Below are 12584 nucleotides of genomic sequence, written 5' to 3'. Positions count from 1 at the left end.
CCGGAACCGTCATTTCGCGGCCAGCGCCTTGGCGACCGAGTCGCGCATGCCCTCCCAGCCGAGCAGCGCGCATTTGATGCGCATCGGATATTTGGAGACGCCTTGGAACACGACCGCGTCCTCGAGCTTCTCCTCCTTGGCGTCGTCGTTCAGGCCGGCGCCTCGGGACTCCATGAGCTCATGGAAGTCGCGGAACAGGTCCATCGCCTCGTCCACGGTCTTGCCGGCGCACAGGTCGACCATCACCGACAGGCTCGCCTGCGAGATGGAGCAGCCGTGGCCGTCCCACACGAGACGTTCGATGCGATGCGGCTCGGCGTCGGAGACTTCGACGTGGACGGTCGCCTCGTCGCCGCAGGTCGGGTTGAACTGGTGGGATTCGCCCGGCGTGCAGTACTCATGGCTGGCGCGGATCGTGCTGTCGCCGGTCGCTGCGCCATCCTCCGACGCGAGGTCGGGCGCGAAGGACTCCTTGCCGTGAGGGTCGCGTGCGGCTTCGAGGATGACCTCCTGATACATCTGTTCGAGGTCGTCGCCGCTCATGCCAAAATCATTCATACATCACACCTTAAAGAACGGACGGACTTTCGCCACGGCCTCGACCAGCGCCTTCGCGTCGTCGACGCTGTTGTACACGCCGCTCGACGCGCGGTTGGACGCGTACAGGCCGAAATGACGGTGCACCGGCTGCGCGCAATGGTGGCCGACGCGGATGGCGATGCCCTGCGCGTCGATGAACTGTCCGACGTCATGCGGATGCACGCCGGCCACGTCGAACGCGACGGTGCCGATGCGGTCCACGTTCTCGCGCGGTCCCAGAATACGCACACCGTCAATGTCGCCGAGCTTGAGGAGTTCGGCGGCGATCGTCTTCTCGTGCGCCTCGATGTTCTCCAGCCCAATGTTCATCATCCATTCGGCGGCGACGCCCGCGGCTACGACCTGCGCGACCGGCTGCGTGCCGGCCTCGAAGCGCGCCGGCGGCTCCATGTACTGTGCGGGCTGGTCCATCCACGCGAGCTCGACCATCGAGCCGCCGAAGTTCGCCGGCGGCAGCGCCTCAAGCAGTTCGCGCTTGCCGTACAGGAAGCCGACGCCGGTCGGACCGTACATTTTATGCGCGCTCCACGCGGCGAAATCGACGTCCATCGCGTGGAAGTCGACCTTGAGATGCGGCACCGACTGGCATGCGTCGAGGATGAACACGGCGCCGACCTCATGCGCGCGGCGCACGATCGGGGCGATGTCGGTGATCGCGCCGGTGGTGTTGCCCACGTGCGTGATCGCCACGACCTTGGTGCGTTCGGTGATGACCTCGTCGGCCGTGTCGGAGCGGATGCGTCCGTCCTCGGTCAGGTCGAACCACTTGAGCGTGGCGCCGGTGCGGTAGGCAAGCTCCTGGAACGGCAGGAGCACCGAATGGTGCTCGGCCTTGGAGACGACGATTTCGTCGCCGGGCTTGAGGGCGAACCGCTTGGCCGCCGCTCCCCCGCGTCCGAGGCTCGCGTTGCCGAACGCGGTCGCCAGCAGGTTCAGGCCGGCGGTCGCGCCGCCGGTGACGACGATCTCCTCCTGCCCTTCCTCGGCGTTCGCGCCGACCAGACGCGCGACCTTGGCACGCGCCTCCTCGAACGCGACGGTCGAGCGCGCCGCCAGCTCATGCGCGCCGCGGTGCACGCCGGCGTTGATCGTGCGGTAGAACTCCGCCTCCGCGTCGATCACGCACTGCGGCTTCTGCGACGTCGCCGCCGAATCGAGATACACGAGCGGATGCCCGTGGATCTCCTGGTCCAGAATCGGGAACTGAACCCGAATCGCTGCAAAATCAACCATATCGGTCCTTCCGACTGATGCCGGCCTCACGCCAGCGCGGACTCGGAGTCGGCGCCTTCGGGCAGGTACGCGTCGTAGCCGTTTTCCTCGAGCTCGTCGGCCAGCTCCGGGCCGCCGGTCTTGACGAAGTGGCCGTCGGCGAACACGTGCACGATGTCCGGCTTGATGTACTTGAGGATGCGCGTGTAGTGCGTGACCATGAGGATGCCGAAGTTGTTGACCTCCTTGGCGCGGTTGACGCCTTCGGACACGATGCGCAGCGCGTCGACGTCGAGGCCCGAGTCGGTTTCGTCGAGGATCGCGAACTTGGGCTTGAGCAGCTCGAGCTGGAGCACTTCGGCGCGCTTCTTCTCGCCGCCGGAGAAGCCCTCGTTGACGGAGCGCGTGGCGAACTTCGGGTCCATGCGCAGGCGCTTCATGGCCTCGGACAGCTCCTTGGTCCAGGTGCGGATCGCCGGGGCCTTGCCGTCGACCTCGGTCTTGGCGGTGCGCAGGAAGTTGGTCATGGACACGCCCGGCACCTCGACCGGGTACTGCATGGCGAGGAACAGGCCCTCCTTGGCGCGCTCGTCCGGAGTCTGCTTCAGGATGTCGACGCCGTCGAGCAGCACTTCGCCCGAATCGACCTCGTACTTGGGGTGGCCGGCCAGCGTGTAGGCGAGCGTGGACTTGCCGGAACCGTTGGGGCCCATGATGGCGTGCGTTTCGCCGGAGTTGACGGTCAGGTTCACGCCCTTGAGGATCTGCTTGCGGCCTTCCTTGGTTTCGACGGAGGCGTACAGGTCCTTGATTTCCAGAGTGGACATTGGATTCTCCTGTTACTGACGGATGAAAAGTCTGTGATGGGTTACTTGTCTTCGAGCACCGCCTGCATGGCCGCGTCCTCGCCGCGCGCGAGGCGGCGGTCGATCACGTCCATGAGGTGCTGGGCGACGGACGGCACGCCGATCTCCTCGACGAGTTCGCCGAAGAAGCCCCGCACGACGAGCTTGCGCGCCTCGGTTTCGGGGATGCCGCGCGACTGCAGATAGAACAGCTCCTCGTCGTCGAACCGGCCGACGGAGCTGGCGTGGCCGGCGCCGATGATATTGCCGTTCTCGATCTCGAGGTTCGGCTCGGAGTCGGCGATCGCGCCCGGGGTGAGCACGAGGTTGCGGTTGAGCTCGTAGGAGTCGGTGCCGGGCGCGGTGGGCGCGATCAGGGCGTTGCCGACCCACGTGGAGTGCGCGTCCTTACCGTCGAGCGCGCCCTTGTAGACGACGCGCGACTTGCATTCGGGATGGTTGTGCACCACCATCGTGCGGTGTTCGATGTGCTCGCCCGGGTCGACGAAGTAGATGCCAAGCATGTTGAGGTCGCCCTGCGGGCCGCCGAAGTCCTGATCCATGCGGATGCGCACGACGCTGCCGCCGAGCGTGACGACGGAGTGGCGCAGCGAGGCGTTTTCGCCGACGTGGATGCGGTGGTTGCCGACGTGCTTGGAACTCTTGTCCCACTCCTGGATGAACGTCGTGGAGACGTGCGAGTCCTTGCCGGTGGTGATTTCGACGCCTTCGGCGAGGCGCGCGACGCCGGTGTGCTCGACGACCACGTCGCCGTGCGTGCCGTCGGCCGCCGCGATGACCAGATGCAGCGCGTCGAGGTCCTCGCCGCCGCCGAGCACGCGCACGAGCACGGGCTGGCCGAGTTCGCCGTTCAGCTCGATGATGGTCGCGGTGTGGCCGGAGTTCCATTCGACGGCGGCCGCACGGTCGCTGGGCTTGGACACGGTGCCGGAGACGCCCTGTCCGAGCTTCTTCTGGCTGACGGCGACGTGCTTCGGATCGACGGGCGTGCCGTCCACGTTGGAGATGACCAGCGTGGTTTCCCCGCTCGGCTTGAACACGTCGAAGAATTCCCCGATGCGTTCGAGCGGCGTGTAACGCCAGTCCTCCTGCTTGCTGGTCGGCGCCGGGAAGTCGGCCACGTCGAACGAGCGCGGCTCCTTGTCGGCGCTCGACGGCATGGCCGCCGGAATCGCGTACGGGTCGTTCGGGTCAGCGACGGGAATGTTGAGTTCAGCAGTATTCGATGCCATGGGAATCAGCCCACCGATCCTTCCATCTGCAGTTCGACCAAACGGTTCAGTTCGAGCGCGTACTCCATCGGCAGCTCGCGGCTGATCGGCTCGACGAAGCCGCGCACGATCATGCCCATGGCCTCCTTCTCCTCGAGGCCGCGGCTCATCAGGTAGAACAGCTGGTCTTCGGAGACCTTGGATACGGTCGCCTCGTGCGCCATGGTCACGTCGTCCTCGCGCACGTCCACATGCGGGTACGTGTCGGAGCGGCTGAAGTTGTCGACGAGCAGCGCGTCGCACACGGTCGAGTTCGACGAGCCGTACGCGCCGTCGACGATCTTGACGAGGCCGCGGTAGGCGGAGCGGCCGCCGCCTCGGGAGATCGACTTGGCGACGATCGTGGACTTGGTGTGCGGGGCGAGGTGGATCATCTTCGCGCCGGTGTCCTGATACTGGCCCTTGCCGGCGAAGCCGAGCGACATCGTGGACGCGGTGGCGTACGGCTCGGCGAGGATGCAGGCCGGGTACTTCATGGTGGCCTTGGAGCCGATGTTGCCGTCGACCCATTCCATCGTGCCGCCCTCGCGCACGTAGGCGCGCTGGGTGACGAGGTTGTACACGTTGTTCGACCAGTTCTGCACGGTGGTGTAGCGCACACGCGCGTGCTTCTCGACGATGATCTCGACGATGGCCGCGTGCAGCGAGTCCTCGGACCAGATCGGCGCGGTGCAGCCCTCGACGTAGTGTACGTAGGAGCCTTCGTCGGCGATGATGAGCGTGCGCTCGAACTGGCCCATGGCCGGCGTGTTGATGCGGAAGTAGGCCTGCAGCGGGATGTCGACGTGCACGCCCTTGGGGACGTAGACGAACGAGCCGCCGGACCACGCTGCGGTGTTGAGCGCGCCGAACTTGTTGTCCTCCGGGGAGACGACGGTGCCGAAGTACTTGCGGACGAGGTCGGGGTATTCGCGCACGGCGGTGTCGGTATCGACGAAGATCACGCCCTGCTTCTTGAGGTCCTCCTGAATGGAGTTGTAAATGACCTCGGATTCGTACTGCGCGGCCACGCCGGAGACGAGGCGTTTCTTTTCGGCCTCCGGGATGCCGAGGCGGTCGTACGTGGAACGGATGTCGTCGGGCAGCTCCTCCCACGTCTTGGCCTGCTTGTCGATCGGCTTGACGTAGTACTTGAAATCGTCGGCGTTGAATCCGGACAGGTCGACGCCCCAGTCGGGCATCGGCTTGTCGAGGAACGCCTTGAATCCGCGCAGACGCATGTCGAGCATCCATTCGGGCTCGCCCTTGTCGGCGCTGATGGCCCTCACGACGCTCTCGTCGATGCCGCGCTTCGCGGCCTCGCCGGCGGCGTCGGAATCGTGCCAGCCGTAGCTGTAGTCGCCGAACTGCCGGATGATCTCGTCATCCTGTTTGATTTTCTCCTCGTTGACGCGGGCGCGATCGGCCACATACTGGCTCATCTCCACGTCAGCCGCGGCGTTTGGCGCTTGGTTTTCACTCACCGTACGCTTCCCTCCAATCGACTTCACAAAGTTCCTACGTAAATCTAACAGAACCCGGTACGAAACACTAGCCGGTCGCCCGGATTTGGCCGAACGCTGACCAATTCGGCCGAAACGGGGCCAGAAAGCGATGCCGGTTCGGCACAAACGGCGGGGCGGTTGGGTCCGTTTCCGGATCCAACCGCCCCGCCGCGTGCATCATGCCCGTGCCGTCCCGGCGTCACGCCTGAACGTGGACGCTCGTGCCGTACACGGCCCAGCTGAAGAACCATTCGGCCTGATCCCAGCCGATGCCCACGCAGCCGTGGGACGTGTTCTTGCCCATGGCCGCGATGTCGGAATCGTTGAACGCGGTCTGCGTGGCGATGCGGTGGATGGCGCATCCCGAGTGCGAGAAGTAGTTGACGAAGCCGACGTCCTTGACGTCCCAGGATTCCTGAGTGCCGTCGGACAGGGTCAGGTTGCCGCTCATGTTCTGCGACTCGTACTTGAGCCAGATCGTGAAGTCGCCGGTGGGCGTGCACAGGTCGCCGCCGCATGCGCCGGTCTTGTAGTCGTTGCCCTGGCCTGCGGACATGCTCATCGTGCGGATCAGCTTGCCGTTCTCGTACGCGTACACCTTGTGATCGGACAGGTCGACGACGACGTGGCGCTTGGTCTTCTTGGTCTGCATCGCGTCGATGCTGCCCTGCACGTCGAGCGAACCGCCGCCCTTGGCGAGCAGCGTCGCGCCGTCCGTACCGATGTTCGCATCGGCGCCTTCGGTGATGGAGATGCCGTCATGGCCTTCCTTGAGCACCTTGATTTCCTCGTCGTTGTTGTTGACGATGACTTCGCGGTCCTCGCGCTTCGTGCTGAAGGTCGGCTTGATGCTCTGCTCGTAGTACTGCTGGAGCTTGTCGGCGCTGAAGACGACGTAGCCGTTGCGCGTCTCGCCGGCGGCCAGCTTGGCGTTCTCGTTCGCGTTGATCGTGGAGGACGCGGCCAGCGCGGAGGCGTCGACGGTAGCGATGGTGCGGTCTCCGATCTTGAGGGTGACGGGATTCTTGGTCAGCTTGTCGAGCGTGGCCTTGGCCTGCTCGGCGATCTTGTCCGTCACGACCGGATCGGTGGACTTGAGTTCCACGTTCATGGTTTTCGATTCGTTCGCGCCGAGCGTTTCGACAAGCGCGACCGCGGCCTTGGCGACGGGCTCGGGATCCGCGCCCTGTCCCTGCTGGCCGGCCACCGTTTCGAAGCCGGTCTTGTCGGCGTTGAGCGTGACCTGCGCGTCGACGGGCTTGACCTCGCTGATGGACAGGCGGCTGTTGAGTTCGGTCGAATCGGCCGCGGCGGGATTCGCCGGCTCGGTGGCCACGTCGCTGGTGATCCAGAAGGCGTAGCGCTGCCACCATGCGGCGTCGCGCTTGGCGCTCAGCACCTCGTTGGCGATGGTCTGCGAGTCGACGCTCAGGCCGAGGTCCTTGAGCGTGATTTTGGCGGTGTTGCCGTTGTACGAGACCGTGACGCTGGACTTGGCCACGGCGGAGTCGATCTCGTCGACGATCTGCGACTGCGACTTGCCCACGACGGAGTTGCCCCACAGCGTCACGCCGGGCAGGGCGTGCGACTGGAAGAACCAGTAAGCGCCGCCCGCGAAGGCCGCGAGCATCGCGATGACGGCGGCCAGCACCCACGGCCAGACGAGATGACGCTTGGGCGCGCGCTCGATGCTTTTGATCTCGTCGGCCGACATCGGAACGGCGAACGAGTCCAGGCTGACCGGCTTGAGGACCGCGGTCGATTCGCCGTCCGCGGAGAACGCCATCGCCCCGGCGCCGCCGTTGCCGCGCTGGGGGAACCCGTTGTTGAACTGTCCGTTATTGTTGCTCATGCGAACTCTTGTTCATTCTCTTGTGTGTACCACTGCCCGCGCTCTTGCGCGTTGCCCCTCATTATGCACCATGCCCATGAATTCCAAGGAATCCATGGGCATGATTCGTTATCGGCTGAGCGTGATGTATCTCACGTCCGATTCGCCGCGCGCATTGCGCGTCGCCGCGTCAGTGGCGGCCGGCCTCCTGATGGTCGAGCGCGGCCTTGACAAGGCCCGCGAACAGCGGGTGCGGCTTGGTCGGACGGGACTTGAACTCCGGATGGGCCTGCGTGGCCACATAGAACGGATGCACATCCTGCGGCAGTTCGACGAATTCGGTGAGCTCGCCGTCCGGGCTCTGGCCGGAGATGCGCAGGCCGGCCTCGCGCAGGCGGTCCTTGTAGGCCACGTTCACCTCGTAGCGGTGGCGGTGGCGTTCGGTCACGTGCGTGGTGCCGTACAGTTCGGCGACCAGCGAGCCCTCCTCGAGCACGGCCGGGTAGGAGCCGAGGCGCATAGTGTGGCCCATGTCGCCGTGGCCGGCGACGATGTCCTTCTGCTCCTCCATCGTGGCGATGACCGGGTTGGCGCAGTCCGGCTCGAACTCGGTGGAGTTCGCGTCCTCGATGCCGAGCACGTGGCGGGCGTATTCGATGACCATCGACTGCAGGCCAAGGCACAGGCCAAGCGCCGGCAGCTTGTTCTCGCGCGCGTACTTGAGCGCGCCGATCTTGCCGTCGATGCCGCGGATGCCGAAGCCGCCGGGGATCACGATGCCGTCGACCTGGTCGAGCGCGGCGGCCGCGCCCTCCTCGGTCTCGCACTTGTCGGCCGCGACCCACTTGACGTTGACCTTGGCCCAGTTGGCGAAGCCGCCGGCCTTGATGGCCTCGGTGACGGACAGGTACGCGTCCGGCAGGTCGATGTACTTGCCGACGATCGCGACGTTGACCTCGTGCTTCGGGTGGTGCACGCGTTCGAGCAGGTCGGCCCACTCGTCCCAGTCGACGTCGTGGAACGGCAGTCCGAGCTCACGCACGACGTACGCGTCGAGGCCCTCGTTGAACAGGATCTTCGGCACGTCGTAGATGCTCGGCGCGTCGACGCAGTTGACCACGCCCTCCTCGTCCACGTCGCACATCAGGGAGATCTTGTCCTTGATGGACTTGTTGAGCGGGCGGTCGGAGCGCAGCACGAGCGCGTCCGGGGTAATGCCGAGCTGGCGCAGCATCATGACGGAATGCTGGGTCGGCTTGGTCTTGAGCTCGTGGGCGGCGGAGATGTACGGCACGAGGGAGACGTGCACGAACATGCAGTTCTCCGCGCCGAGGTCGCGGCGCACCTCGCGGGCGGCCTCGAGGAACGGCTGGGATTCGATGTCGCCGACGGTGCCGCCGATCTCGGTGATGATCACGTCGACGTCGTCGGACGCCTGGGCGCGCATGCGGGACTTGATCTCGTTGGTGATGTGCGGAATGACCTGCACGCACTGGCCGAGGTATTCGCCGGCGCGCTCCTTGCGCAGCACCTCCTGATAGATCTGGCCGGTGGTGACGTTCGCCTTCTGGCTCAGGAAGACGTCGAGGAAGCGCTCGTAGTGGCCGATGTCGAGGTCGGTTTCGGCGCCGTCCTCGGTCACGTAGACCTCGCCGTGCTGGAACGGGTTCATCGTGCCCGGATCCACGTTGATGTACGGATCGAGCTTCTGCTGAAGAACGTGGATGCCGCGGCTGCGCAGGAGACGGCCGAGCGAGGATGCGGTCAGACCCTTGCCGAGTGAGGAAACCACGCCGCCGGTGACGAAAATATGCTTGGTGACGTGTTCTTGGGAATTGCCATGTTGTCTTCTAACCATGGAATTTCATCCTATCATCCGCATGTGACCGGGCGTGTTTACGCGACGGGCCCGTCCGCTGCATGGAACGGACGGGCCCGAAATGGACAACAAGGTGCGCGTCACTCGCCCTGTTCGGCGAGGATGTGCGCGACGGCTTCGAGCGCAAGCTTGTAGCCGAAGAAGCCGAGTCCGGTGATGGTGCCGGTGGCGACGGGGCTGATCACGGAGCGCTTGCGGAACTCGTCGCGTGCGGACGGGTTGGAGATGTGCACCTCCATCAGCGGCAGACCGGCGTCGCCGACCATATGGGCGGCGTCCGCGAGCCCGTAGCTGTAGTGGGTGAACGCGGCCGGGTTCATCACCACGGGCGTCTTCTCGTCGGCGGCCTGATGCATCCAGTGGATGATCTCGGCCTCGTCGTCGGTCTGACGCACTTCGACGTCGAGACCGAGTTCGGCGCCCCACGCGGTGCACAGGCGACGCAGTTCTTCAAGGTCCTGCCGCCCGTACACGTCGGGCTGGCGCACGCCGAGACGGCCGAGGTTCGGCCCGTTGACGACGATCACTTTGGTCATGGTTGCTCCTTTGACGATGATTGCGGGCGTCGGATCAGTGCTGGATGCGGCGGAACGCCTCTTCGACCGCGTCGGCCGGCGGGTCGTCGAGGTGCATCATGCGGCCGGGGCCGCCGTCGAGCACGACGAAGCGCAGCTTGTTGCCACGCGCCTTCTTGTCGCGGTGCATGATCGCGAGCACGTCCTCGAACGATCCGCCGTTCCACGAGGTCGGCAGTCCGAGCGAGGCGAGCAGGGAACGGTGATAGTCGACCAGATCGCGGTCGATGTGGCCGAGCAGGCACGCCAGTTCGGCCGCATACACCATGCCGACGGCCACCGCGTTGCCGTGGCGCCAGCGGAAGTGCTCCATCTTTTCGATCGCGTGCCCCATCGTGTGCCCGTAGTTGAGGAATTCGCGCAGTCCGGCCTCCTTGAGGTCGGCGGACACATGCTTCGCCTTGACGTGCACCGTGCGTTCGATGAGTTCCGCGACCACGTCCTCGAGCGGCGTGCCGAGGAACGACGCGCCGTCGAAGGCGCGCAGCTCGCCCGCATGCTCTTCGAGGATGCGCAGGATCTCCGGATCCGAGATGAAGCCGGATTTGGCGACCTCGCCGAGACCCTCGATGAAGATGTCGTTGGGCAGCGAGGCGAGCGTGGTCATATCGGCGAGCACGCCGGCGGGCGTGTAGAACGAGCCGACGAGGTTCTTGCCCGCGGCCGTGTTGATGCCGGTCTTGCCGCCCGTGGAGGCATCGACCATGGCGAGCAGCGAGGTCGGGCAGTTCACGTAGCGGATGCCGCGCATCCACGTGGCCGCGACGAACCCGGCCAGATCGGTGGCCGCGCCGCCGCCGACGCCCACCACCGCGTCGGAGCGGGTGAAGCCTTCGGCACCGAGCCGTTCCCACACGCCGTTCGCCACGGTGACGGTCTTACCCGCCTCGGCGTCCGGGATCACGATGTCGGACACCTCGTAGCCAGCCTGACGCAGCAGGGCGCGCGCCCGGTCGGAGTGCCGCTGCACGGGCTGGGTGTGGATCAGCGCGATGCGCGCCGGCTTGTCGCCGAGCACGGGGGCGAGATGGTTCATCGCGCCTTCGCCGATGCGCACGTTGTAGTCGTCCGCCGAGACGACCCCGACGTGCACGACTCGTTCCTCGATCATGTTCATCACCTTTCTTGCGGCCATCTGCGGCGTGGAGCCGTGGGTGCGCACGTGCACGTTGGCGATCCGGTCGAACACCGGATCGCGCTGCTCGAACAGGCGCATCCAGCGCGCGTTCGCGTCGCCGCCGTTGAGCATCGGGCGCCCGCCGCCGCGGTTGGCGCGTTCCATGGCCTCTTTGGGGTCGGCCTGCAGGTAGATCACCCGGCCTCCCCCGTCGATGTAGTCGGCCAGCGCGTCCTGCGTGGCGGGCGTCATGGGGGCGCCTCCGCCGAGCGCGAACAGGCCGCCGAAATCGTCCAGCGTGCGCCGGATCAGGTCGCTTTCGACCTTGCGGAACGCCGGTTCGCCGTACTGCGCGAAATATTCGGGAATGGTCATGCCGACTTCGCGTTCGATTTCGATGTCGGCGTCCTTGAACGGCAGTCCCATCATCTGCGAGACCTCGCGGCCGACGCGGGTCTTGCCCGCGCCCATCATGCCGATGATGACGGCCACGGGATGCTGTGTGCCGGCATCGCTCATCGCATGTGCTCCGGCCACGAGGCGAGGTAGCTTTCCATGTTGCGGCGCGTTTCGGCCACGCTGTCGCCGCCGAACTTCTCGAGCACGAACTTCGCGAGCGTGAGCCGCACCATCGCCTCGGCGACGACGGAAGCGGCCGGCACGGCGGTCGAATCGGAGCGCTGGTTGATGGCCTGCGCGGCGTCGCCGCTGGCCACGTCGACGGTGCGCAGGGCGCGCGGGATCGACGGGATCGGCTTCATCGCGGCGCGCACGCGGATCGGCTCGCCGTTGGACATGCCGCCTTCGATGCCGCCGGCTCGGTTGGTCAGACGGGTGATGCGGCCGTCTTCGCCCGGCACCATCTCATCGTGCGCGGCCGAACCGGGGCGCACGGCCTCGAGGAAGCCGTCGCCGATCTCCACGCCCTTGATGGCCTGGATGCCCATGACGGCGCCCGCCAGCGCGGCGTCGAGACGACGGTCGGATTCGACGTACGTGCCGATGCCGGCGGGCACGCCGTACGCGATCACTTCGATCACGCCGCCGACCGTGTCGGCGTTGGACTTGATTTCGTCGATGCGCCGGATCATGCGTTCCTCGGCGGCCTTGTCGAGCGTGCGCACCGGGGACGCGTCGAGCGCGTCCACGTCGTCGGGGGTCGGCAGCACGCGGTCCGCTGCGGTTTCGTCCACGCCGGCGCCGCCGATGGACAGCACGTGCGCGACGGTGCGGATGCCGGCGGCCTGTTCGAGGAACTTGGCTGCCACCGCGCCGAGCGCGACGCGGGACGCGGTCTCGCGCGCGCTGGAGCGTTCGAGCACCGGGCGCGCGTCGTCGAAGCCGTACTTGCGCATGCCGGTCAGATCGGCGTGTCCCGGGCGCGGGCGGCTCAGCGGCGCGTTGCGGCCTTCGCGCGGCAGGTCATGGTCGAGCGGGTCGGCGCTCATCACTTCGGTCCACTTGGGCCATTCGGTGTTCGCGATCTCGATGGCGACCGGCGAGCCGAGCGTGGAGCCGTGACGCACGCCGGTGAGCAGGCGCACCTTGTCCTGTTCGAACTTCATGCGCGCGCCGCGGCCGTAGCCGAGGCGGCGCCGCGCCAGAGCGGACACGACGTCGTCCGTGCGGATCTCGACCCCCGCGGGAAGCCCCTCGATCATCGCCACCAATGCTTCGCCGTGCGATTCGCCCGCCGTCTGCCAGCGCAACATACCGTACTCTCCTTTTCGCTTGTCGTCGTCAACTGCG

General features: G+C 66.2%; 10 protein-coding genes. All 10 read right to left on the bottom strand.

All coding sequences use genetic code 11. The features are described from left to right. Window positions 1–9: 9 nt before the first annotated feature. Complete coding sequence (gene sufU / locus KIH79_RS00490) at window positions 10–558, bottom strand: Fe-S cluster assembly sulfur transfer protein SufU (protein WP_219057581.1); 549 nt, start codon at window positions 556–558, stop codon at window positions 10–12. A 3-nt stretch (window positions 559–561) separates the two neighbouring features. Beyond that, complete coding sequence (locus KIH79_RS00485) at window positions 562–1833, bottom strand: cysteine desulfurase (RefSeq protein ID WP_219057580.1); 1272 nt, start codon at window positions 1831–1833, stop codon at window positions 562–564. A 26-nt stretch (window positions 1834–1859) separates the two neighbouring features. Beyond that, complete coding sequence (gene sufC / locus KIH79_RS00480; RefSeq protein WP_219057579.1) at window positions 1860–2639, bottom strand: Fe-S cluster assembly ATPase SufC; 780 nt, start codon at window positions 2637–2639, stop codon at window positions 1860–1862. A 41-nt stretch (window positions 2640–2680) separates the two neighbouring features. After that, window positions 2681–3910, bottom strand: a complete 1230-nt coding sequence (gene sufD, locus KIH79_RS00475) for a Fe-S cluster assembly protein SufD (protein WP_219057578.1) — start codon at window positions 3908–3910, stop codon at window positions 2681–2683. Window positions 3911–3915: 5 nt separating this feature from the next. Next, window positions 3916–5370 carry a Fe-S cluster assembly protein SufB gene (gene sufB / locus KIH79_RS00470; RefSeq protein ID WP_236023496.1) on the bottom strand — a complete coding sequence of 485 codons (1455 nt, stop codon included), beginning with the start codon at window positions 5368–5370 and terminating at the stop codon, window positions 3916–3918. 262 nt (window positions 5371–5632) lie between these two features. Continuing rightward, window positions 5633–7285, bottom strand: a complete 1653-nt coding sequence (locus KIH79_RS00465; protein WP_236023481.1) for a L,D-transpeptidase — start codon at window positions 7283–7285, stop codon at window positions 5633–5635. A 169-nt stretch (window positions 7286–7454) separates the two neighbouring features. Beyond that, a complete protein-coding gene (locus tag KIH79_RS00460) occupies window positions 7455–9122 on the bottom strand; it encodes a CTP synthase (protein WP_219057577.1) in 1668 nt (555 codons plus the stop codon). Between the two features lie 101 nt (window positions 9123–9223). Then, the gene (gene aroQ, locus KIH79_RS00455) at window positions 9224–9679 is read right to left on the bottom strand and encodes a type II 3-dehydroquinate dehydratase (RefSeq protein WP_219057576.1); all 456 of its coding nucleotides are present in this window, start codon (window positions 9677–9679) and stop codon (window positions 9224–9226) included. Between the two features lie 34 nt (window positions 9680–9713). Next, window positions 9714–11354, bottom strand: a complete 1641-nt coding sequence (locus KIH79_RS00450; protein WP_219057575.1) for a bifunctional shikimate kinase/3-dehydroquinate synthase — start codon at window positions 11352–11354, stop codon at window positions 9714–9716. Continuing rightward, window positions 11351–12547 (bottom strand): chorismate synthase, encoded by a 1197-nt coding sequence (aroC, locus tag KIH79_RS00445; protein ID WP_219057574.1) that lies wholly within the window; start codon window positions 12545–12547, stop codon window positions 11351–11353. The genes KIH79_RS00450 and aroC overlap by 4 nt, the downstream gene beginning before the upstream one ends. Window positions 12548–12584 lie beyond the last annotated feature (37 nt).

Source organism: Bifidobacterium miconis (genome assembly GCF_019331735.1).
GTDB classification, from domain to species: Bacteria; Actinomycetota; Actinomycetes; order Actinomycetales; family Bifidobacteriaceae; genus Bifidobacterium; species Bifidobacterium miconis.
Note: the sequence above shows the minus strand (reverse complement) of the source record. Positions and strands in the feature narration are given on the sequence as shown.